The organism is Enterococcus sp. AMC1086, from assembly GCF_058216575.1.
This window is the reverse complement of record NZ_CM177100.1, coordinates 3,053,028-3,076,579: the sequence shown is the minus strand read 5'-3', so window position 1 is coordinate 3,076,579 and position 23,552 is coordinate 3,053,028. Positions and strand designations below refer to the sequence as shown.

24 protein-coding genes are annotated in these 23,552 nt (G+C 36.2%); 18 read left to right on the top strand and 6 right to left on the bottom strand.

The window, feature by feature from the left end:
- The first annotated feature begins 162 nt into the window (after positions 1–162).
- The 9 genes from AC4BC4_RS14415 to AC4BC4_RS14375 all read left to right on the top strand — a co-directional run bounded on the left by AC4BC4_RS14415 (position 163) and on the right by AC4BC4_RS14375 (position 11,080).
- Positions 163–2,325, top strand: a complete 2,163-nt coding sequence (locus AC4BC4_RS14415) for a PBP1A family penicillin-binding protein (RefSeq protein WP_438758048.1) — start codon at positions 163–165, stop codon at positions 2,323–2,325.
- A 68-nt stretch (positions 2,326–2,393) separates the two neighbouring features.
- A complete protein-coding gene (locus AC4BC4_RS14410; RefSeq protein WP_438758049.1) occupies positions 2,394–2,735 on the top strand; it encodes a YlbF/YmcA family competence regulator in 342 nt (113 codons plus the stop codon).
- A gap of 203 nt (positions 2,736–2,938) precedes the next feature.
- Positions 2,939–3,544, top strand: coding sequence for a CDP-alcohol phosphatidyltransferase family protein (locus tag AC4BC4_RS14405; RefSeq protein WP_490476152.1), 606 nt, complete (start codon positions 2,939–2,941; stop codon positions 3,542–3,544).
- Positions 3,545–3,565: 21 nt separating this feature from the next.
- The gene (locus AC4BC4_RS14400) at positions 3,566–4,435 is read left to right on the top strand and encodes a phosphatidylserine decarboxylase (RefSeq protein ID WP_490476151.1); all 870 of its coding nucleotides are present in this window, start codon (positions 3,566–3,568) and stop codon (positions 4,433–4,435) included.
- Complete coding sequence (locus AC4BC4_RS14395) at positions 4,428–5,558, top strand: metallophosphoesterase (RefSeq protein ID WP_490476150.1); 1,131 nt, start codon at positions 4,428–4,430, stop codon at positions 5,556–5,558. The genes AC4BC4_RS14400 and AC4BC4_RS14395 overlap by 8 nt, the downstream gene beginning before the upstream one ends.
- A 169-nt stretch (positions 5,559–5,727) precedes the next feature.
- Positions 5,728–6,960 carry a metallophosphoesterase family protein gene (locus AC4BC4_RS14390; protein WP_490476149.1) on the top strand — a complete coding sequence of 411 codons (1,233 nt, stop codon included), beginning with the start codon at positions 5,728–5,730 and terminating at the stop codon, positions 6,958–6,960.
- Positions 6,957–9,653 (top strand): ATP-binding protein, encoded by a 2,697-nt coding sequence (locus AC4BC4_RS14385; RefSeq protein WP_490476148.1) that lies wholly within the window; start codon positions 6,957–6,959, stop codon positions 9,651–9,653. Before AC4BC4_RS14390 ends, AC4BC4_RS14385 begins: the two co-directional genes overlap by 4 nt.
- 2 nt (positions 9,654–9,655) lie before the next feature.
- Entirely contained in the window at positions 9,656–10,600 is a 945-nt protein-coding gene (locus tag AC4BC4_RS14380; RefSeq protein WP_490476147.1) for a 3'-5' exoribonuclease YhaM family protein, read from the top strand.
- 18 nt (positions 10,601–10,618) lie between these two features.
- Positions 10,619–11,080 carry an ASCH domain-containing protein gene (locus AC4BC4_RS14375; protein WP_490476146.1) on the top strand — a complete coding sequence of 154 codons (462 nt, stop codon included), beginning with the start codon at positions 10,619–10,621 and terminating at the stop codon, positions 11,078–11,080.
- A 43-nt stretch (positions 11,081–11,123) separates the two neighbouring features.
- On the opposite strand, the gene AC4BC4_RS14370 is transcribed toward AC4BC4_RS14375, so the two are convergent.
- From AC4BC4_RS14370 to AC4BC4_RS14360, 3 genes are all read right to left on the bottom strand, one after another.
- On the bottom strand, positions 11,124–12,155 hold the full coding sequence (locus AC4BC4_RS14370) for a peptidylprolyl isomerase (RefSeq protein WP_490476145.1): 1,032 nt from the start codon (positions 12,153–12,155) through the stop codon (positions 11,124–11,126).
- 465 nt (positions 12,156–12,620) lie between these two features.
- A complete protein-coding gene (locus AC4BC4_RS14365) occupies positions 12,621–12,965 on the bottom strand; it encodes a YtxH domain-containing protein (protein WP_490476144.1) in 345 nt (114 codons plus the stop codon).
- The gene (locus AC4BC4_RS14360; protein ID WP_490476143.1) at positions 12,965–13,393 is read right to left on the bottom strand and encodes an HIT family protein; all 429 of its coding nucleotides are present in this window, start codon (positions 13,391–13,393) and stop codon (positions 12,965–12,967) included. The genes AC4BC4_RS14365 and AC4BC4_RS14360 overlap by 1 nt, the downstream gene beginning before the upstream one ends.
- 135 nt (positions 13,394–13,528) lie before the next feature.
- Here AC4BC4_RS14360 and AC4BC4_RS14355 point away from each other — a divergent pair, with 135 nt between their 5' ends.
- The 5 genes from AC4BC4_RS14355 (at position 13,529) to trmB (ending at position 18,111) form a co-directional block, all read left to right on the top strand.
- Positions 13,529–14,266, top strand: a complete 738-nt coding sequence (locus tag AC4BC4_RS14355; RefSeq protein ID WP_438758067.1) for an ABC transporter ATP-binding protein — start codon at positions 13,529–13,531, stop codon at positions 14,264–14,266.
- A 1-nt stretch (position 14,267) separates the two neighbouring features.
- Positions 14,268–15,485, top strand: a complete 1,218-nt coding sequence (locus AC4BC4_RS14350) for an ABC transporter permease (protein WP_490476142.1) — start codon at positions 14,268–14,270, stop codon at positions 15,483–15,485.
- Between the two features lie 2 nt (positions 15,486–15,487).
- Entirely contained in the window at positions 15,488–16,351 is an 864-nt protein-coding gene (dat, locus tag AC4BC4_RS14345) for a D-amino-acid transaminase (RefSeq protein WP_490476141.1), read from the top strand.
- Positions 16,352–16,461: 110 nt separating this feature from the next.
- The gene (locus tag AC4BC4_RS14340) at positions 16,462–17,241 is read left to right on the top strand and encodes a phosphotransferase family protein (protein WP_490476140.1); all 780 of its coding nucleotides are present in this window, start codon (positions 16,462–16,464) and stop codon (positions 17,239–17,241) included.
- 213 nt (positions 17,242–17,454) lie between these two features.
- On the top strand, positions 17,455–18,111 hold the full coding sequence (gene trmB / locus AC4BC4_RS14335; RefSeq protein ID WP_490476139.1) for a tRNA (guanosine(46)-N7)-methyltransferase TrmB: 657 nt from the start codon (positions 17,455–17,457) through the stop codon (positions 18,109–18,111).
- A gap of 139 nt (positions 18,112–18,250) precedes the next feature.
- Here the strand turns inward: trmB and AC4BC4_RS14330 are convergent, their stop codons facing one another.
- The gene (locus AC4BC4_RS14330; RefSeq protein ID WP_490476138.1) at positions 18,251–18,592 is read right to left on the bottom strand and encodes a peptidase; all 342 of its coding nucleotides are present in this window, start codon (positions 18,590–18,592) and stop codon (positions 18,251–18,253) included.
- Between the two features lie 241 nt (positions 18,593–18,833).
- Here AC4BC4_RS14330 and pepA point away from each other — a divergent pair, with 241 nt between their 5' ends.
- The 4 genes from pepA to ytpR all read left to right on the top strand — a co-directional run bounded on the left by pepA (position 18,834) and on the right by ytpR (position 21,545).
- Positions 18,834–19,910 (top strand): glutamyl aminopeptidase, encoded by a 1,077-nt coding sequence (gene pepA, locus AC4BC4_RS14325; protein WP_438758073.1) that lies wholly within the window; start codon positions 18,834–18,836, stop codon positions 19,908–19,910.
- A 10-nt stretch (positions 19,911–19,920) separates the two neighbouring features.
- Positions 19,921–20,235, top strand: coding sequence for a thioredoxin family protein (locus AC4BC4_RS14320; RefSeq protein ID WP_490476137.1), 315 nt, complete (start codon positions 19,921–19,923; stop codon positions 20,233–20,235).
- 63 nt (positions 20,236–20,298) lie between these two features.
- On the top strand, positions 20,299–20,760 hold the full coding sequence (locus tag AC4BC4_RS14315) for a universal stress protein (RefSeq protein ID WP_490476136.1): 462 nt from the start codon (positions 20,299–20,301) through the stop codon (positions 20,758–20,760).
- Between the two features lie 167 nt (positions 20,761–20,927).
- Positions 20,928–21,545, top strand: a complete 618-nt coding sequence (gene ytpR, locus AC4BC4_RS14310; RefSeq protein ID WP_438758076.1) for a YtpR family tRNA-binding protein — start codon at positions 20,928–20,930, stop codon at positions 21,543–21,545.
- A 64-nt stretch (positions 21,546–21,609) separates the two neighbouring features.
- Here the strand turns inward: ytpR and AC4BC4_RS14305 are convergent, their stop codons facing one another.
- Together AC4BC4_RS14305 and AC4BC4_RS14300 are read right to left on the bottom strand one after the other, a co-directional pair.
- Positions 21,610–21,894, bottom strand: coding sequence for a hypothetical protein (locus AC4BC4_RS14305; protein WP_438758077.1), 285 nt, complete (start codon positions 21,892–21,894; stop codon positions 21,610–21,612).
- Between the two features lie 150 nt (positions 21,895–22,044).
- Positions 22,045–23,364, bottom strand: coding sequence for a S1C family serine protease (locus tag AC4BC4_RS14300; protein WP_490476135.1), 1,320 nt, complete (start codon positions 23,362–23,364; stop codon positions 22,045–22,047).
- Positions 23,365–23,552 lie beyond the last annotated feature (188 nt).

The following is a 23,552-nucleotide window of genomic DNA, read 5'->3' as shown; positions in this document are numbered from 1 at the left end:
TTCTTGAGGGATTCTTAAACTTTTCTACATAAAAATAAAAGAAAAGCATGGTAAAATAAGCAAAACAAAATTTATGTGCATTATTCATGCTAAAGCCGTATGAATAATAGTTACGATATATGTTAAAATGGCTTAGAAACTTTTATATAAAGAGGGAGCACTATGGACTTTAAAACAATTATGGGAAAAATAAAATCCGGTTTTCAGAGCTTTTGGGCTTGGATCAAACCGTATCTTGTTCGTTTTCATCACTGGAGAAAACGAATTTGGAAGAAATATCAAGTCAATAAAATCATTTTACTGCTAGGTATGGTCGTTATTTTAGTGACGAGTATCTATTTATTTACATTAGCTAAGTCAGCCAATGTGGGGTCATTGAAAAAAGGACTGGAAGAATCAACTGTTATCTATGATAAAAATGGAGAGGTAGCAGGCAAGCTGTTTGGGCAAAAAGGAACCTTTGTGACTATAGACCAAATTTCTCCATATGTTAAAGATGCATTGATTTCAACCGAGGATCGAAATTTTGAGACGCATCATGGATATGATATCAAAGGGCTTTTACGGGCAGTCGTTGGAAAAGTAAGTCTTGGTATGATTGGCGGAGGCGGTGGTGGTAGTACGATTACTCAACAACTAGCTAAAAATGCCTATCTTACACAAGAACAAACGATGACGCGTAAAGCAAGAGAGCTATTTCTAGCAATTGAAATCGAGAAAAAATATGACAAACAACAAATTCTTGAAATGTATTTGAATAATTCATACTTTGGAAATGGTGTTTGGGGGATTGAAGATGCATCTCATAAATACTTTGGAGTCAGTGCAAGTGAGTTATCGGTTGGTGAAGCAGCGACTTTAGTTGGTATGTTAAAAGGACCAGGTATCTACAATCCGCTCGATTATATCGAAAATTCGGTCAATCGCCGCAATACGGTCTTACAATTAATGGTAGATAATGGCAAATTATCTCAAGGAGAAGCAGATGCTCAAGCAGGTGTCGATATGGCAAGCATCTTGGCGGACAATTATTCGGATCAAAATTCAGATTACAGATATCCTTACTATTTTGATGCGGTCATTGATGAAGCCGTAAATAAATATGGACTAAAAGAAGAAGATCTACTAAACAAAGGGTATAAAATATACACAGCATTAGATCAAAACTATCAAAAAGCGATGGAAGAAACGTATGCTAATGACGCATTATTTCCACCAAATGCAGAAGATGGCGCAATGGTTCAAAGTGGTTCTGTTGCACTTGATCCAAAAACTGGTGGTGTACAAGGTGTAGTTGGCGGTCGTGGCGAACATGTGTATCGTGGTTTTAACTTTGCGACCCAAACCAAACGTTCACCAGGATCATCTTTAAAACCAATTTCAGTCTATACACCTGCCTTAGAATCAGGAATGAAACCAAATAGTATCTTAGAAGACAAACCGCAAGATTATTACCCTGCTGAAAACTACAGCCGTACGAATAGTGGGGAAGTGCCGATGTACCAAGCGTTAGGTGAAAGTTTGAATTTACCAGCTGTTTGGACGCTGCATAAAATTGGTCTAGATAAAGGGTTTGAAAAAACAGAAAAATTTGGTATTCCTTTAGACAAAGAAGATAAATATTATGGATTAGCTTTAGGTGGTTTGAAAACAGGCGTATCTCCTTTAACGATGGCGAATGCATACAGCCCATTTGCGACTGGCGGTTCTCAGTCAGAAGCTCATTTGATTACGAAAATCGTTGACTCTACAGGAGCGGTAATCGAAGATAATACCAAGGCTAAAACAAAGCAAATTATTACAAACGATACTGCAGAACAAATGACAAGTATGCTTTTAGGTGTATTTAGTTCAGGAACAGGGATCAACGCTGATCCAGCAGGATATGTGATGGCAGGTAAAACAGGAACCACAGAAACCAATTTTGATACAGATAAAACAAATGATCAATGGGTCGTTGGTTACACACCAGATGTTGTTGTCGCAACTTGGTTAGGATTTGAACAAACGAGCGAAAATCATTATTTGCAAGGTAGTAGTGCGACACATGCGTCTACCGTTTTCAGCAGCCAAACCCAAGGGATTTTACCGTATACTGCACAAACACCATTTACGGTAGCTGATGCGTATGCAACAGGGGGCGTAGTACAACCGGCTGGAGAGGTTCCATCTACTGAAACGAACGAAGCTTGGAAAGATAGTGTCAAAGATATCGGTGGTCAAGTCACAGAGGGAGCCAAAGATATCGGCGGTAAAATAAAAGAAGGTTGGGATAATACCAAAAATGGACTGAAAAACTTCTTTGGTGGTTTAACAGGCGAATAATCGGTTTGAAAACCAATCAAAGAATGGTACAATCAAAGAGAAGAATTTATAGAAACGAGGGAGATTGCATGAGTAATATTTATGATACAGCCAATCAAGTAGAGCGTGAAATTCGTGATTTAGAGGAATTTAAAGCATTAGAACAAGCTTACGATGAAGTAAAAGCAGACGAAGAAGCGTATAAATTATTCAAAGAATTTCAAACGTTCCAACAAGGATTACAAGAAAAACAAATGCGTGGAGAAGAATTCTCAGAAGAAGATGCTGAAAAAGCTCAAGCTTTAGCAACAGAAGTTCAAAAAGCAGAAGTGATCAATCAATTGATGCAAAAAGAACAAGCTTTTAGCATGATTGTGAATGATTTGAATCGTATTATTATGACACCGATTCGTGATTTGTATAACGATTAATAGGCCAATATATAAGCTTTTAGAGACAATTGATAGGAATATCATCAATTGTGTTTAAAGGCTTTTTTTATATACTTTAATCGTTAGAAAAAGGGATCTTCTATGACTGCAATCAAAAAAACAAAATCTAAAAAAATTTCCCAAATTATGTTACTTTAATGCTATAGTAATATTAAAAGAAAAAGGATTGGGGAACAAAAGGTATGATTGGTATTTATGATTACACAGTTATTTTAACTTATGGGAATGCAATGTTTTCTATTGTTGGTATGTATTTAGCCCTTACGCAGCATGTTGTCGAAGCTATTTTTTGTTTAATACTCTCGGGTATTTGTGATATGTTTGACGGATTTGTGGCTAACCTTAAAGAGCGTACAAAAAATGAAATGTGCTATGGTATTCAAATCGATTCATTAGCGGATTTGATTAGTTTTGGGGTTTTTCCAACTGTTATCGGTTACGCATCTGGACTCACACAAGGAATTTATTTGCCCTTATTTGTATTTTATATATTAGCCGCATTGATCCGTTTAGCTTACTATAACGTGACTGAGATGGAAAGAAAAGAATGCACGGAAGGGTGCCGTGAATATTATGAAGGACTGCCAGTAACTAGTAGTGCCGTGTTGATTCCACTGTTATTTTTTATTGCAGGTCGTTTCAACATCGCTATTACATTAGTCTATCCAGCAGTATTATTAATGATTGGACTTTTATTTATTTCAAAGGTAAAAATCAAAAAAGTTGACCCTAGAAAATTAGCTATTGGGGCATTTTTAGGAGCGGTTGTTGCTTTTTTTGTTCGCTAAATTTTTCAAAGGGGTAAATGCATGGAGAAGTATTTTAAAACAAAGCCTATCAGTGAAAAGGATAGTTGGTCGTTACATTTTTTATATAAAAATCCAATTGGCCGCATTATTTTAAAAGGAATCATTCAACCGCCACTCACAAAAGCTGCGGGTGTTTATTTAAATAGCTCGTTGTCAAAAGGCATGATCAAGCGTTTCATCAAGAAAAACAATCTTCAAATGGGCGAATATGAACCTGTGACATATACGTCATTCAATCATTTTTTTATGCGTGAAATCAAACCAGAAGCGCGTTTATTAACTCAAAATAAAGCATTTTTGAGTGCGCCTTGTGATGGAAAGGTCACAGCATATCCAATCGATGAAAATCAACTGTTTAAAGTAAAACATTCTGAATATAATCTTGCAGAATTACTTGGTAGTACAAGACTTGCGGAAGAGTGGCAAGCAGGTTGTGCGGTCATTTTTCGTTTAACGCCTGATGATTATCATCATTATTATTTTATCGACAAAGGAACGATTATTGAGCATCAGAAAATAGCTGGTATTTTTCATACAGTTCAACCGATCGCAATCCACAATGAGCCAGTCTTTTCCAGAAATGCAAGAGAAGTTACAGTGATTGAGACAGAGAATTTCGGAAAAATTGCGCAAATCGAAGTGGGTGCGTTAATGGTAGGAAAAATCAAAAATCTAAAAAATTTAGGTAGTTGTCAGCGATTTGAGAAAAAAGGCTGGTTTGAATTTGGTGGCTCTACCGTGATTTTATTATTTCAAAAAAACCAAGTAAAGATTGATTTAGAAATAGGGCGAAATACTGAAAATAATCTTGAAACGATTGTGAAATTTGGACAAATTATCGGTGAAAAACTGGAGGAAACTCATGAATAAGTTGGCATTTTTGATTATTGGAGTATTGTTTCTTTTAGGTAACTTTTACATTGGTAGAAAGCTTATATTTATAGTAGAACAGTTTTCCTTTTTTAAGAATCCATTGATTTTATGGGTGTTGATCAGTCTATTAGCGATCGCATCGATGTTGACAATGCTATTGTTTGATGCCAATGTGGGTAGTTTGGTTGGCAAAATTGGTAGTTACTGGTTATCATTCTGGTTTATATCTTTAGCCATTTTTGGGCTGACAGATTTGATCATGAAAATTGCAGGAAAAATCACAACGATCCACTCAAAAACAGAATTTGTGATGTGGTTGGGCGCAACCGTTTTAATTGTTGTTTTATTCTGTTATGGCACATGGCAAGCGCAACAAATTAGAACTGTTAATTATCAAGTAGTAATGGGGAATTTAGTAAATAATAAACAAAAAAAATTAAATGCTGTATTGATCAGTGATTTGCATTTAGGCTATGTGAATGACGTAAATAAGTTGAAAAAAATTGTAAGTAAAATCAATCAACTGAACCCAGATATTGTATGTATCTCAGGAGATTTGTTTGATGGGAATTATAATGCATTGCAGGATGTAGAAGGGATGAAAAAACAATTCAAACGACTTTCTTCTACTTATGGAACATATATGTGCTGGGGAAATCATGACGCTGGAGAAACATTTGAAAAGATGAAGGCACTAGTTGAAGCATCGGATATTACATTACTGGAAGATGAAATGACGATTGTTGGTGAAGAGATTTTAGTTGTTGGCAGAAAAGACAGTCGTCCAATTGGTTCACAAGATGGTACTAGAAAAAGTATGCAAGACCCATTCAAAAAGGTCGGGAATCAATTGCCGAAAATCATCTTAGATCATCAGCCATCAACAATTGATGAATATAAGCAAGCAAATGAACTGATTCTTTCGGGGCATACGCATCAAGGGCAAATTTTTCCGTTTAACTTAGTAACAAAAGCTTATTTTACTGTTGATTATGGCTATTATCGCAAAAATAAACATAGTCCTCAAGTAATTGTTTCTTCAGGTGTTGGAACGTGGGGACCACCGATGAGGATTGGTACTCAAAGTGAGATCGTTCAAATCGAGATCATAACTGAATAGATACAATGATTAGAAGCTAGAATGAAACTCACAGAGTCGAATAGTAGCTTCTTTTATTTTAGCACAATAAAAAAATGAAAAACGAACAAATTTTCGTATGTTTTTACTGACCGCTTCTGAATAAAATGATATGATTAAAGAAAACAATTAGGACGAATAGGAGGATCTAATGAAAGTATTGCATACAGCAGATTTACATCTGGATCGGTCTTTTGAAGGCTTAAAAAAGAGCCCAAAACAAATTATTGAAAAATTACAAGATGCAAACCATGAAGTAGTGACTTCGATTGTTGATATAGCGCTGGAAAATCAAGTGGATGCGGTTATTTTTGCTGGAGATACCTTTCACCAAAGTCGGACATCAATCAGAACACAAGCGTACTTTATCGAGGAAATGAAACGTTTAGATCAAGCGGGAATTCCTGTAATCATGACATTTGGGAATCATGATTATTATGTAGCTGAGCGTTACTGGTTCGATTTTCCCAAAAATATGTTTCTTTTTCAGCAAGAACAGGTTGAGACACATTATTTTATGACCAAGAATCAAGAAAAGGTAGCAGTCTCAGCCTTTAGTTATGAGCATTCTTGGATCAATGATAACAAACTATCTGCTTTTCCTACAAAAGATCCGGCGGCGGATATACATATCGGAATTTATCATGGAGATACGGTAAATAATGGTCAGCAAAATTATGCACCATTCTCCTTTAGTGAGATGAAAACTAAAGGCTATGATTATTGGGCTTTAGGCCATATTCATCAACCTCAGGTAGTAAGTGCAGAGCCTTTGATTGTATATCCAGGAACACCGCAAGGGCACACTAAAAAAGAACGAACAGTTCAAGGCGTGGCAATCGTTTCGATAGAATCAGGACACGCAACTGTTCGATTTGAGCCAGTAGCCAAAGTCACTTGGCAGGTGGAGAAGTATTCATTGAGCAATGCAAGAAGTTTGCAAGAGTCATTGAGTATACTTACTGAACTTCTTTTAAAAGAGAAAGCAAACAATAAACAAGTAGTCTTAAAGGAAATCCAATTGACAGATATAGAACAACTTGGCGAAGAATTCCAACTAGCATACGAAAATGGTGAATTACTTCAGTATTTACAAACAACCTTACTGCAACAAACAAATCAATCATTGTTTTTATTCAACGTACATATGATGACGGATGATCTTGATAAAAAGATGATGATCACAGCAGCACCGGAATTATTAACTCAATTAGAGAAAAACTTTTTACAGCCAGAAATATTTTCAAATACTTTACAAGAGCTCGTGCAAAACCCGCTATTTTCTTCAATCGTACAAATAAATGAAGAATGGCGCAAACGCAGTATTGACCATGCGGATCAAAAAATCAAAGAAGATTTTGTCATTCAGGAGGATCGATCATGAAACTCATTGCAATAGAACTTGTAGGATTTGGCAAATGGCAACAGCACAAAATTGAGTTTCTATCAAAAAATCAATTATTATTCGGTGTAAACGAAGCCGGTAAATCAACGATTTATCAGTTTATTCAAGCCATGTTTTTTGGATTTCCTGCTAAGGGCAAACGAAAAAAAGATTACCAGCCGAAAAATGGAGCAGCCTATGGCGGACGATTATGGTTTTCCCATCCTGTTTATGGAGAAGTGCAAGTTGAACGATTCAAAGGGCAAAATAAAGGCCGAGCGAAAGTTTATTTTAATGATCAAATAGGCGATGAAGCAACGTTAGAAAAGATGATTCATCCGCTGACGAAAGAACTATTTCAGTCAGTTTTTACCTTTCAGCAAGAGCAACTCAGCCAATTAGAAAAATTAAATGAAGAAGAACTGCAAACATCGTTACTTTCTTTGGGATTGTCTGGAAGCCAACAATTATTAGTGAGTAGAGAAGACTATTTTAAGAGCGCTCAGACAATTTATAAGGGAAAAGGTAGTCAGCCACTATTGAATCAAAAGTTGAGTGCATACCAAAGCATACAACAGCGTATCAACGAAAAAGAACAACAGGAACGCCCCTTCCAACAATTGGTTGTTGAACTTTCAAATACTGAGCAATTGATCGCTGAAAATCGTCAAAAAATGCAAGAAGTCAAGAAAAAATTAATGCTTGTAGAAAAGCAAGTGATGAATTTGCCTCTATACGAAGAGTTGCAATCTATCGAGCAATCGAAGACAACTATTGTACTAAAACCAGAAGAGCAAGAGCATTTACTTTCGATTTATCAGCAGTATCGTTTTTTGAGTGAAGAATTGACTCGTTTGAATCAAAGTATTGCTGAACAAAGTGAGACGGAAGAAGAGACGGATGACTATCAATTTTACTTAAAAGAAGAAGAACATATCCATCAGTTACTCAATCAACGGTATGATATTGATAAATTGCTATCTGAAATTAGTTGGATGAATCAATCATTACAGCAGAATCAACAAGAAATGTTGGTCTTAGAAAAGAAATGGGAATGGAACTCAGAGACACCACCACAATTATCCTTTGAAGAGCAAGAGATCAATGCAATGAGGGATGAAATCGTTTCTCGCTCGGTCAAATTGCAATCTACTCAGACCGACTTACAGCTGTTAGAAGAAGAAATTTTGACACGTGAAGAAAATTTAAGTACCTTTGAAGCGATCAATAAAGAAATGTTTCGAAAAAACGATAGACAAGACAGTAAAACGATTAATCTATTGTTTTGCGGATTTGCAGGAATTATTTTGTTATTGAGTTTCTTTTTACCCGTACCGCTTCGATATGGAATCTTAGTATTAAGTGTAGGTTTTCTGATTGCAGGTATATTGCCCCTTTTTTATAAACCAAAAGACACCTATGAAAATGAAAAACGGCAATGGCAGGAAAAGTTATCACAATTAGATTATTTAAATGATCAGCTACTCAAAATAAAAGCTGAAATCAAAAAAATCCGTGAGGAAGAAAAAGAAATGGCTCGATATATCGCTCAAAAGGTAAAAGAAAATCATTTGGGGCGTATGGATCAAGTCGAGATTTGGCTGACGCATCGGGCAGATATTACCCGTTATTTGATTTTATTAAATACGAATCAAGAACTTGAACACCAATTGAAAGCCGATCAAAACCGCGTGACTATTTTAATAGAACAGACAGAGCGCTATACTGCAAGATTACCAATTGCTGGAACTTCATTAGCCCAACGAATAGGCGCAATCAGTAGTTTTGCTGATAAAATGGAGAAAGTTCGTTTTGCAAAAGAATATCAGGCGGATGCCTATTCACGTCAAACGATTCGGGAAGTCAAAGAAAAACAGCAACATGTGATCGATCAAGCCAGTCCACTATTGCAGAGATTCCAGATGAATTCAATAAATGAAATTCCAGAAAAAATTCAGAGCTATCAAGAAGCTACGGCAAATCACAAACGAAAGCAAGAATTACAAACGATGTTGGTTGGACTATTTTCAGACTCGAGTGAGACAAAACAACTACCGTCCAAACAAGCTGAATTGGCACAACAACTTAATGAAATAGAACATACTATCCAACAATTGCAAGAAAAAGAACAAAAAGTCCTTTATCAGCGGCAGCAAATGATTTCAGACGGTACATTAGACGAACTGTATCAAGAACAAATGGAACTGAAGACGGAAATCGAAGAACTTGCTTTAGATTGGTCAGCGTACCAATTAGCTGGTCAGTTGTTAATGGATCTTTTAACCGAATTATCAGAAAAACAACTACCTAATTTATTGAAAAAAGCGACAGACTATTTTAAACTCTTGACCCAAAATGCATATCGCGGTATTCAATTAAATGGAGAGCAATTGATCGTTATTCGTGAAGATCAGCAACATTTTATGCTTCATGAGTTATCCACCGGTACAAGAGATCAAGTCATCATGGCAGTTCGTTTTGCATTTCTTTATTTACAAGAACAGCGTAGTTTATGTCCAGTTATAATCGATGATGGCTGGCTGCATTATGACAGTCAAAGAAAAGAGCAATTAGCACAATTATTTGCCGTTTTTTCTGAGCATCAGCAGGTCATTTGTTTTTCTTCTGACCAAGAAATGGTAAGCTATTATAAAGAGTTGAAACAACCGATCATTGAATTAGAAGGAGTGTAAGTATGAAAAAAATCCGTGAATTAGCTGTAGATGAAACATTTGAATTGTTTCTTTTGATCAAAAATGCTGATGTACGTATGGCAAAAAATGGCAAAAAATTTATCGCGTTTACTTTCCAAGATACATCGGGCACGATCGACGGGAAATATTGGGATGCTTCAGAAGAAGAAATCAGTCGCTTTACAGCAGGAAATGTTATTCTTTTAAACGGCAAAAGAGAAGTGTATCAAGGCAATCCTCAAGTGAAAATCATTCATATGCGTGTTGCTCGTCCAGATGAGCCTAGTCAGCCTACATTGTATATGGAGCGGGCGCCATTGAAACGAGAAGATATGGTAGAAGAAATCAACCAAACGGTCTTTGAAATCACAAATGCCCATTGGCAACGAATCGTTCGCTATTTATTGACACAATACCAAAAAGAATTTTTCGATTATCCAGCAGCAAAACGGAATCATCATGCATTTGCTAACGGTTTGGCGTATCATACGGTGTCTATGCTTCGTTTAGGAAAAGCTATCTGTAAAGAATATAGTGAATTGAATGCGGCTTTACTTTTTTCAGGGATCATTTTACATGATTTAGGGAAGGTAAAAGAACTCTCGGGCGCAATGACGACTGAATACACACTTTCAGGAAATTTGATTGGTCACTTAGTTCTTGTTGATGAAGAAATCACGAAAGCGTGCATTGCGCTAAAAATCGATGAAAATGATGAAGATGTGATTGTGTTGCGTCATATGGTTCTAGCGCATCATGGATTATTAGAATATGGTTCCCCTGTTCGACCACGAATCATGGAAGCTGAAGTACTACATCAAATCGACAACATAGATGCCTCGATCCAAATGATGTTAGGCTCTGTTCGCCAAACAGAACCAGGACAGTACACAGACCGAATTTTTGGGTTAGATAATCGTAGCTTTTATGTGCCGAAAGATATTTAAATGAATGAGGAGATAACAATGAATCAATCAGCAATAGAATTGTGGGAGAAATTCAAGGATTTACATGCAATCACACATGATGAGTACGAAACTTGGGCCTTTGGAAACTCGCCAAAAATGGCAGATGAGCTATTAGCTCATGTTCTTAAAGGAGAAAAGACAGGTACATCCTCATTGCATCTTTTGTATGAACAAGAGTTTGAAGATGAAAAATTGCCAAAAGTTGGCAATTATAGTGTACTTTTGAATGGCAATGATCAAGCACAAGCGATTATTTGTACAAAAGTCGTTGAGATTCTCCCATATACTCAACTATCAGAAGTACATGGCTATCTAGAAGGAGAAGGAGATCGCACATTACGCTATTGGCGTAGTGTCCACCAACCGTTTTTTGAGCAAGCATTAGAAAAGTATAACTTAACTTTTTCTGAAGATATGTTGATTGTTTATGAAGTATTTGAATTAGTTTTTCAAAAATAGTACACAAAAAAAGAGATGAATTTCATCTCTTTTTTTTGTGTACTTATTTAGAAGAGTCTTCCGTTTTGCTTGATGATGCTTCTGTCTTGCTTGAAGAATCTTTAGATTTTTCAGAATCGCTTGATTTAGACTCTTTTTCTCCTTTCTTAGAAGAATCACTTGAAGCAGCTGAATCTTTAGATTCAACTAAGCCAGCTAATACTTGATCAAATGCTTTGTCTTTGATTTTAACATTTGCTGCTGTTAAAACTTCAGAAGTTACTTTTTGAGTGAATTCTTGGTCCGTTAATTTTGCTTCTTCAGCAATTTTTGTTAACTCTTTTTTGTAAGGAGCCATATCATTGCCTTTGTCTTTGTTTTTAACCATTTTTACGATAGTGAATGTTGATTGGTAACCAGTAGCATCAGTTGCTTGGATTGGTTCAGAAACTTCACCGTCTTTTAATTTGAATGCTGCTTCTTTTACAGCTGGTGCAATTGTTTCTGTTTGAGAATCAAATTTCACTTTACCGCCATCATTTTTTGTTGCTGCATCAGTTGATTTTTCTTTAGCGATTTTTGCAAAGTCGCCACCATCATTTAATTGTTTTTTGATTTCTTTTGCTTCATCTTCAGTAGCAACTTGAATGACTTGTGCTTCTACTTCTGGGTGGAATGTTTCCCAAGCAGTTTTTAAGTCTTCATCTGTAATTTTGATGTGTGCTTTAAGTCCTGCTTGATAAGCTAAACTTTGTTTGATTTGTTCTTTGTAGCTTTTTTCTGTAAGACCAGCTTGTTTTAATTGATCTACAAAGTTTCCGCCTTGGTCTTCAATGCTTTTCTTCGATTCATCAAACTTAGCTTGAACGTCTTTTTCAGAAACGTCTTTGCCGTATTGTTGATCAAATACTTTAAAGATGATCATTTGTTGAACAAGTTGTTGACTTTGTTGACTTGTTTTTGTTTGATTGTAAAAATCGTCAACAGTGATTGTTCCACCTTTCATTGTTGCGATGTCTTGTGAACCGCCTGAACAAGCAGCTAATGCAAAAATACTGAATATGCCTGCTGCAGCTAAAATTAGTTTTTTCTTCATTTTCGTAAGCACTCCTAGGGTTATTTTATTTTTATTATGTAGAAATTAATTCTCACGGTTATAACTATACCACACTCTGTTTCATAAAAGAAACACGTAATTCATTCTTTCAAAGAATTTTCGAATTTAGGACACAATTTCCTCTATAAATTTAGTGAATTTAGCGTAAATGATGCAACTCATTGATGAATTAAATGAGTTGCATCCACTAAAAAATGTAATTAATTGAATTAAAAGAAAAAATACCTATCTATCAAATAGTAAAAGTTACGGTTACGTTACAGCAAAAATGCAAATGAATGATAGACGAAGCAACTTTTTTTGAAATAGGCTGGAGTTCACAATAATTTGCAGAATGCAGTTACTCATTCAACAGTGAAATTGAAAACTCCGTATTTCTTGCCAATTGTGCAAATTGCTTCTTATTTTTTCGAGATCAATTATTTTTACCACAGGTTCTAATAATCATTCGTTTTCTGAGGGCATCTCGGGTAGTTCAGTTTGTATCTTTTCAACTTGTTCTTGAATTTGTTCTATTCTTGGCTCTGCTTGAAACATAAAGTTTTCAACATCATGATTAACGCCATCAATAAAAGGCTCAATATACATGTCAGCCGCCGCTTGTAATGCGTGTGCGGATTCCTTGAACTGGTCTAATTTCTCAGTGAAATCTTCTTTTAAATCGGACCACTCTTCCAATTCATCTACAAATTTTTGACGAGTAGCTTTACCACTTCTTGGTGCAAAAAGTAAACCACCGGCAGCCCCTACGACAGCACCAAACAAAATTCCTTTAGAAAATTTTCCCATTATTGTTCCACCTGCTTCATGATTTTTTCAGCGATTTCTTGCATTTCCTCTGGCGAATAGACACCTTGATTATTACCAAAGTGAATGGAAAAGTCATCTGTTTTACCGTAACGAGGGATTAAATGGATATGAGAATGAAAAACAGATTGATATGCTAATTCTTTATTATTATTGATAATATTCAATCCCTGCATATCAGGAAATGCTTTTTCAAGAGCACGTGCTACTTTAGGTACACATGCAAAAACCTCTCCTGCAAGTGTTGGATCGTACTCAAAAATGTCGGTGACATGTTCTTTAGGCACAAGGAGTGTATGACCTTTCGTTACTTGAGTAATATCTAAAAAGGCATAAACCTTGTCATCCTCATAAACTTTATAACTTGGAATTTCTTGATCGATGATTTTACAAAAAATACAATCTGTCATGGTTTCCCCTCTTTCATTATGCTGTTTCTTCTACTTTACCATATCTTGAAATTTATTTGGTAAGAAAAGTTCATGAAACCTTCAAAAAGTTCGTGGTATAATAGATTTACGATAAAAATAGTTGGAGGTACATTAATGAGTTTAATAATTGAACATTTAACAGGAGGATATGGCCATATTCCTGTATTAAAAGATATTAATTTTGACGTAAAATCGGGTGAAATGGTTGGTTTGATCGGTTTAAATGGGGCTGGTAAGAGTACAACCATAAAAAATGTGATTGGCTTGCTAACGCCACAAAAAGGGAAAGTCTCTATTGATGGTGAGACATTAAAGCAACAGCCGGAAAGTTACCGCAAGAAAATCGGCTATATCCCTGAAACACCTTCTTTATATGAAGAATTAACTTTAAGAGAGCATATCGAAATTACAGCAATGGCATATGATATTCCGATTGAAGAAGCTTTTAAGCGCGCAGATGCATTGTTGAAGACATTCCGTTTAGAAAATAAATTGGATTGGTTTCCAGCTAATTTTTCAAAAGGAATGAAACAAAAAGTGATGGTTTTATGTGCCTTTTTAATTGAACCAAGTTTATATATTATCGATGAACCGTTTTTAGGATTAGATCCCTTGGCCATCCACGCGTTATTAGAATTGATGGATGATATGCGCAATCAAGGTGCGGCAATTTTAATGTCGACGCATATTTTAGCTACGGCTGAACGTTACTGTGATCGTTTTGTTGTTTTACATGATGGGGAAGTTCGAGCTGTAGGTTCGATGGAGGAGCTAAGGGAAGAATTTAGTTTACCAGGTTCTTCTCTAGATGATATTTATATCGCATTAACAAAAGAAGAAAAGGTGGGTTAGTATGTCTGGATTTTTTGGCATTCGTTTAGCACGCCATTTAAAAAAAATGATGAAGTATATGCGATATGTTTTTAACGATCATTTTATTTTGGTTTGTGTGTTTTTATTGGGTGGCTTAGGTTTTTACTATTCTCAGATATTAAAAACACTGCCTGCAAATTTTGTTTGGGGCAGACCAATCGTCATAGTTCTTTGGTTGGTGTTACTTCAAATCGGTCGTATTGCTACTTTGGCTGAAGAAGCAGATAAAGTTTTTATCTTACCCAAAGAACCTGAAATGAATAGTTACTTAAATCGTGCCATTCGTTATTCTATGTGGTTGCCACTAGTAGCATTGTTTTTAATGGGCGGTATGTCGATGCCGTTAGTAGTCGTTTCCACAGGTTGGGCTTTTTCAACATTTTTCTACTTTATTGTGATGTTGGGAATTTTAAAGGCGAGTCATTTGCGTTTACAAAAATATGAGTTATATCAAATTTCTTCAAAAGAGCATTATTTGTGGTTTACATTGTGGTTCGTGACAAGTTTTGCCGCAATCGCTCTTAGTTTATATGTTGCGCCTTTGGTAGGCCCTCTTGTTGCAGCAGTCCAAGCTGTCGTTTTCTATGTTAGTTTGAATAAAAAAGAACAACTAGTATCGTTAGACTGGGAAGGGATGGTTCAAAAAGAAAAAAATCGGATGCATCGGATTTATCAATTCATCCATTTATTTACAGATGTTCCAGAAATTTCTAGTAGTGTGAAACGTCGGAAATATCTTGATCCATTCCTGAGTAAAATCAAGAAAAAAAGCCAAAATACGTATTTATATTTGTACGCTCGTAGTTTTTTAAGAGGTTCTGAGTATAGCGGATTGTTTATTCGTTTAGTATTAGTTGGCGGAGTGATTTTGTTTTTCCTAAAAGAGTTTTGGATCTCAATGGGTGTGTCTGTATTATTTGTTTATCTGATCGGATTTCAGTTGATCCCAATCTATACACAGTTTGATTATATGGTGATGACGCATTTGTATCCTGTGTCAGATGGACAAAAGAAACAGGCTGTGAGTAAGCTTGTGACGGTTCTATTGTTTATTGCAGCGGTTTTGTTTAGTATATTTGTTTTGATCGCTCTACCTGATCTTAAAGAAGGATTGATGATCGTAGGGGCGTTGATTATTGAAGTATTATTGTTTGCTAAGTTTTATGTTCCGCATCGTTTGAAGAAAATGGAGGGGTAAGGATGCATATTTTATGGAATGATCAAATCGTTAAACGTGAAGAAGTAAAAATAGATATCGAAGATCGCGGCTATCAGTATGGTGACGGTCTGTATGAAGTGGTTCGGGTGTACAATGGCCATTTGTACATGGTGGAAGAACATTTGACTCGTTTGTGGAGTGGTGCTGAAAAAATCAGAATGCATTTACCGTTCACAAAAGAAGAATTGACAGCTAATTTAAAAAAATTAGTGAAACTAGAAGGAATCAATGAAGGTAAACTTTATTTTCAAATAACAAGAGGAATCGATTCACCAAGAAACCATGCACTGCCAGATCCAGATAAAGTAAAAGGTATTTTAACAGCCAATATCAGCTCCTATGAGCGACCTTTGAAAAAAATGGAAGAAGGGATTACAGTAGCTGTAGTACCTGATACACGTTGGTTGCATTGCGATATCAAGTCGTTGAGTTTAATGGGCAATATATTGTCATTGGATGAAGCTCGTCGTCAAGGGTTTGATGATGCAGTGCTTGTCAGAGACGGCAACGTGACAGAAGCATCCGCAGCGAATTTCTGGGTCGTTAAAGACGGTACTGTCTATACGCATCCAGATGGTAATTTGATTTTACCAGGAATCACTAAAATGAATATTATCGAATTAGCAAAAGAATTGAACATTCCAGTGAGAGAAGAAGCCGTTTGTGAAGAAGAATTATTTACAGCAGATGAATGTTTTGTATCGGGCTCTTTAACAGAAATCGTACCTGTCGTAAAAATAAATGAGCACATCGTTGGAACCGGAAAACCCGGCGAAATTACGAAACAGTTGCTAAATGCTTATATTAAAGGTGTTGATGCAGTATGCGGAACATCCAAACATTAGTTTAAATGTTAAAAGAATAAGAGAGATGCTTGACGTTGAACGCTATGGAAGCTAAAATGATACTTACTGTAATTAATTATTAGAAGTTGTTAGGATAGGAGATAATTTCCATGGCATTTCAGTTGGATAAGGAATGGCGCTTGCAGCCAATAAAAGGTGCAACTGGCCAAACTTTCATGGGTATACGTGCGACTGAAAGAGTATTTATTAAACGAAATACTTCTCCTCTTTTAGCTGCACTGTCTAAAGAAGGAATTGCCCCTAAGCTTGTTTGGACGAAACGAACGGTGACAGGCGATATTTTAACAGCACAAGAATGGCTAGATGGCCAAGTACTCAAGGCCCAAGAAATTGGTCAAAGAAATGACGTTGTGGATGTTCTTTATCATTTGCATCATTCACATATGCTGAAAAGTATGCTGGGAAAAATCGGCGGTCAGATCTATTCGCCTGCGATGATGCTTCAAGCATATGGCGAGCGATTGCCTAAGGAGCTTCAAAATAATTCATATCTTGCTAGAGTCTATCGCTATCTACAAAAAAATATACCAAATTATTCTGTCCATAATTATATGGTCGTTCATGGTGATGTGAATCATCGTAATTGGATCGTATCGAATAATTATCTCTATTTAGTTGACTGGGACTCAGTTATGATAGCCGATCCAGCATTAGATCTGGGCATGTTGCTCGGACATTATGTTCCACGTGCAAGCTGGAATAAGTGGCTGTTATCTTACGGGATGCGTCCTAGTGAAGAAGCACTGACGCGAATCAAGTGGTATGCATTATTCAATTTTCTGCAAGAAATTCTACGCCATCATCAATCAGGAGAAAAAAGAGACATGAATGCAGAAATTTTAAAATTAAAACAAGCATTTGGGTATTAGAAGATGTAGAACGATTGTTTACTAAAATAATAGAGGGCAGCGAGGTTGGGACAGAAGCGTTTAACTCCGAGAAATAAGAGGACATTCACGAAAATTGCACTTCAAATTTTTGTGAATGTCAACTTACTTTAAGAAGGATTCCTTAAGAGCTTGGGACGAGTCCTAAGAATCCTACCCTCTGAAACGTTGTTATAAAGAGAGGAAACATAAAACATGCGAATGAGAAAAAGACCTGGAGCAGCCGAGCTTTTGGCGAGTCATCCTGAATTAGTTGTTGATGAGCCAGCTAAATGGCAAGGACGTTGGGCGGAACGTTTTGGGAATGATCATCCTATTCATATCGAAATTGGCTCTGGTAAAGGACAATTTGTAGTAGGGATGGCAAAAGCCAATCCAGAAATAAATTATATTGGGATCGATATGCAATTAAGTGTTCTTTCGATCGCTTTAGAAAAAGCGTTGGAAGAAGGGTTGCCTAACTTACAGTTGCTTCATGTCAATGGGGAAGAATTGACACAATATTTTGCAGAAAATGAAGTAGATCAAATCTACTTGAACTTTTCTGATCCATGGCCGAAAACACGTCATGAAAAGCGTCGTTTAACCTTTAAAACATTTTTAGAGACGGATGAAAAAATTCTAAAACCAAATGGCGAAATTCATTTTAAAACCGATAATCGCGGTTTATTTGAATACTCATTAAGTAGTTTTTCAAAATATGGAATGGTTTTGGAACAAGTCTGGTTAGATTTGCATGCTAGTAATTATGAAGGCAATGTCATGACAGAGTATGAAGAAAAATTTTCTGCTAAAGGACAGCCAATTTATCGCGTTGAGGCGAGATTTCAGGCTGAGAAAATGGATAAGTAAGACTTGTTTCATTGAGAAGAATTTAGCAGTTCATGTATCCTTTAACGCGTGAGTTTTAATAAAGTATAGAAAAATAGATAGTTACAAAAAACAGTTGAAACCACTCTGTTACGATGTGGTTTCAACTGTTTTTTTTATCTTACTCTTTAATTCGCTTCACATCAATTACAGTTCCTGTAAAAGCATCGGCAATAAATGCATACTGAACCATAGTTCCATCTTCTAAACGTGAAATCCCACCATTATAAGTTTTAGAATGTACTGCGAATTTTCGTAATGGTTTTTTCTCAAACTCGATCCAAGACCCTTCGATCGGACCTTCTTTCAAAAAGGCTTCTTTCACACTTTCTAAAACCCAATCAGCATCTAACGTACGTTTTTTCTGATACCACAATGTTGAAGCGATACCGCTTAATATACCAAGACTGACACCAAGCGCTAAGCCGCCTTTAAAATAGCTTAATTCATTTTCTTCATTCATGGGGAATAACCTCCGCGTATTTTCAAATGTTTGCCAAAATTACTCAGCTTTAAGTATATTCTAACACAATGTGTGAAAATATCGAAAAACAAAAAACGTGGGCAATTAAAATAATTTGCGTTATAATGAATGTGAAATCATATGAAAGGAGTATCTGCTGTTTTTGCTTTAAAAGAGTGTTATTTTTTTAGCCAAAATGAACGGCTTGTTCTGATTAGAAGAGCTGGCAGATAATACAACGATGGAAGAAAAAACATTTCAACGCATCAAAGAACTAACTGAATTACAAGGAACAAGTGGATTTGAAGATGATATTCGTGCGTATATGAAAAAAAATATGGCCCCATTAGTAGACGAGATTCAATATGATGGTTTAGGTGGGATTTTTGGACTTAAAAGAGCTAAAGAGCAAGATGCACCGCGTGTTATGGTCGCAGCTCATATGGATGAAGTCGGGTTTATGCTAACACAAATCAAAGACAATGGATTATTCCAAGTTGTTCCTTTAGGTGGTTGGAACCCTTATGTTGTCTCTGCCCAACGTTTCACACTCAAAACAAGTAAAGGTAATTATCCATGTATCTCTTCTTCAGTTCCTCCACATTTATTACGTGGAACGGGCGGCCAAAAGCAATTAGAAGTGGCAGATGTACTATTCGATGCTGGTTTTGAATCAAAAGAAGAAGCGGAAAGCTTTGGCGTACGCCCAGGGGATTCAATCGTACCGCAAACTGAAACGATCAAAACGGCTAATGGTAAAAATATCATCAGTAAATCATGGGACAATCGTTATGGTTGTACGTTGGTGTTAGAAGCATTAGAGGCCTTTCAAAATGAACAATTAGGTCATACATTGATTGCTGGTGCTAATGTTCAAGAAGAAGTAGGATTACGTGGTTCTAAGCCTTCAGTGCATAAATTCAATCCGGATTTATTCTTTGCGGTAGATTGTTCAGCAGCAGATGATATCCAAACGAAAAAAGGAACGTATGGACATTTAGGTGAAGGAACATTATTACGCATTTACGATCCAGGTATGATCACATTACCTCGTGTACGCGAATACTTATTAGATATAGCTGCAACACATAACATTCCCTACCAATACTTTGTATCTAAAGGTGGGACTGATGCAGGTGCTGCACATACAACCAACAATGGTGTACCAAGTACCGTGATCGGTGTTTGCGGACGTTATATCCATACACATCAAACGATGTTCAATATCAAAGACTTTGAAGCAGCCCGTGAAATGTTGATCCAGGTGTTAAAAGGATTAGATAAAACAACAGTGAATACCATTATTTACGGAAAGTAGGGGGCAAATTATGATTATTCCAACATCTTATGAAGAGCTGGCTAGTTTCGTGTCTGAAGGGAAAAGTGTTTTCTTTTTCACTGCAGATTGGTGCGGGGATTGTCGTTTTATCAAACCCGTAATGCCTGAAATCGAAGCTGAATTTCCAGAATTTCGTTTTATAGAAGTTGACCGAGATAAGTTTATGGAACTGGCTTCTGAATGGAATATTTTCGGAATTCCAAGTTTTATTGTAACAAACCAAGGCAAAGAGTTAGGTCGTTTGGTCAATAAAGATCGCAAAACGAAAGAAGAAATTACTACATTTTTGAAAAGCATCAGTTGATGCATTAATTAAAAAAGTGAGTCTATTCAAGAAATAAAATAGATCAATCGGGAGATGAGTCTTATGTTGGCACAAACCTATAAAAATATTTTAGTTGGCGTAGATGGTAGTGATCAAGGGAATTTAGCGTATCACCAAGCAATTGAGGTAGCTAAAAGAAATAATGGCCGTGTAATTGTTACTCATGTAATCGAAAATGAAGTCTATACGATGATGGGCTATTCCTCGTTGAATGATAGTTTACTAGATCAAGAAACTGAAAGCGGGAAAGAAATACTAGCTGATTGTAAAGAATATGCCAAAAGTGTTTCATTTGATCAAGTAGAAACGGTTTTAACATATGGTTTGGCAAAAGAAGTGATGTGCCAAGATTTACCGAAGAAATATGATATTGATTTGATTATGGTAGGACAGTCTGGTTTAAACGCAGTGGAACGTTTGATGATCGGAAGCGTGAGTAGTTACATTATTCGTCATGCCCCTTGTGATGTCTTGACTGTTCATCCTGAGAAAACTAAAAAATAAATAGATCGTGTAAAATAGGTGAAGCAAGGCGTAACCGTTTTGTTTCACTTTTTTTTCTGAGATAATCAATCGATAAAAAAATAACATGCAGTTTATCTATTTATTTGTTAAGATAAGACAATGAATATAGTATCTTTTAAAATGATAAAAATGGAGTGAGAGAAATAATGATTTTTGCTTATAATAAAGAGCATGTGGGTGATGTCTTAATGGTCATCGCAGCAGATGATAAAGGACTAGAAAACCGTGTAGAACGTAAAGGAAATGTGGCACGCGTGACTGTAGCAGAAGATGGACAAGTCGTTGCGTGGAATATCTTTGATGCATCAACGATTTTAGGCGAAATAGCAGGAACGGGTCAAGTGGACTTGACTGAAGAACAATTAGCTAAAGTAAATGAGGCTTTGACTAAATCAGGATTCTCAGAAACACTCGTTAAAGTGAGTGCACCAAAAATCGTGGTGGGCTTTGTCAAATCATGTAAGAAACATCCTGATTCGGATCACTTATCGATCACTCAAACAGAAGTGGACAATGGTGAAGTCTTGCAAATCGTTTGTGGTGCACCAAATATCAAAGCCGGACAAAAAGTCGTTGTAGCAAAACCAGGTGCGATGATGCCGGACGGATTGATGATTTGGCCTGGTGTTTTACGCGGTGTAGAAAGTTTCGGCATGATTTGTTCAGCTGGAGAATTACGTTTGCCAAATGCACCAGCGAAAAAAGGGATTTTAGAATTACCTTTCGATGCTGTTATTGGTGAAGCATTTCCCGTTGGAAAATAAAAAGTTAAATTTAAAGCCCTAAACAAAACCATTTTTCAGTTTTGTTTAGGGCTTATTTTTGTGATTAGTCACCGTTATATTCAGCAAAACTTGGACCGTCAGATCGAACTTGATTTTGCTCTTCTTCTTCTAAGGCAGTAAATAGAGTACTATCATTTAAATAAGTATTCCAGTCAGCATACATCATTGCATTTAAAGAATCTACAGAACTATGCCCCAAAACATCAGTATTTACACCTTCATCTGTGACGAAATGTCCATTTTCATCGTGTTTCGCTTTTTTTAGTTCGTTCAAATCATGTGTCTTACCAAATAATTTATCCCATTCTTCACGTAATTTATGAGCCATAGTACATCCCTCTTTCTAAAGTTTTGTCTCTCTTTATTCTACAATAATACGTGATTTATAGCTCGTAAAAAGGTGTATAGATAAAGAAAAAAAACTAGGTCAACAGCTTCCTTGTAAGGAAGCGTAACCTAGCTTTTCGAGTGTATCTATTTAAGGATTTTGAGAATTTTCTGAGTTAGATGAATTTTGTTTAAGTGCAGATTGATCGATCGTCAAATCAATATCAACACTTTGTTCTTTTCCATCACGATAGAAAGTAACCTTCATTTTATCACCGACTTTTTTCTTGTATAGAGCGCTTTGTAAATCAGTAACAGAGCTGATATCTTCGCCATCGATTTTAGTGATGACGTCATATCTTTCAAGTCCTGCTTTATCAGCTGGAGTAGCTGTTTGAACACTACGAACAAGTACACCCATTTGGACTGATTCAGGAAGTTTTAAAATTTCTTTTCGTTGTTGTGTGGATACATTCGTTAATTCTTCCATCGTAATTCCTAAGGCTGGACGAGTGACTTTACCATCTTTTTCTAGTTGGTTAATGATATTTACAACGTCATTACTTGGAATCGCAAAGCCCATTCCTTCAACACTTACTTGGCTTTCAGATTGAACGATTTTAACAGAGTTGATCCCGATCACTTGTCCTTCGATATTTACTAATGGACCACCAGAGTTACCAGGATTGATTGCAGCGTCTGTTTGGATCGCATTGATATTGATTGCTTGTCCATTATTTTCATTTTGGATATTTCTATTTAATGAAGAAATGATCCCTTGTGTTACAGAGTTAGCATATGCTGATCCTAATGGAGAGCCAATTGCTAATGCTGGTTCGCCAATTTTTAATTTATCAGAGTTACCAAATTCGGCGATCGAATCTACTTTATCAGATGAAATTTTGATCACAGCAAGGTCAGTATAAGAATCTGTACCAACTAATTCACCTTGAACTTTCGTGCCATCATGTAAAACAACTTCTAATCCTTTTGCTTTGTCAACTACGTGATTATTCGTCACAACATAAGCCGTTTTACCATCTTTTTTATAAATCACGCCACTACCTTCACTTGCAGCTTTTAGCTCACTATCATTCGATTCGGCTCCGCTAGCGTCATTTTCATCATTGCCGCCGAAGATGCTGCCAAAGCTTCCAGTTTCAGTATTTTGACTAGGGCTTTGTAAATTGATAACTGAAACGACAGAATCTTTTACTTTATCCACGGCTTTAGTAACGTCACTACTTACATCTAAATTAACATTTGTTACTTTCGTATCCCCTTTGTTATCTTTTACAGAGTTTGTTGTTGTAGGCGAATTAGATGAAGACGGGTTTTGCCCCATGATAGCATAAGCCCCACCAAAAGCGAGTGCACCTCCCAGTAATCCTCCAACTAAACCAATTCCAAATTTTTTGAATACGCCATTTTGTTTTTTATCTGAATTAGGTGTAACATCTTTTTTTTGCATATAAGCAACCTCCTATTTAATTTTCATTATTTATTATATTTAGTATAGTCTTTCAACGTACCTTTAGTCTACCCAAGAGCTTTGAATTTTTTATGAACAAGTTAGGGAGAAAAACAGATACAAATAATGAAAAAATGTGAGTATCGAAATACTTATACACAATAAAGTGTGAAAAACTTTTGAAAAAT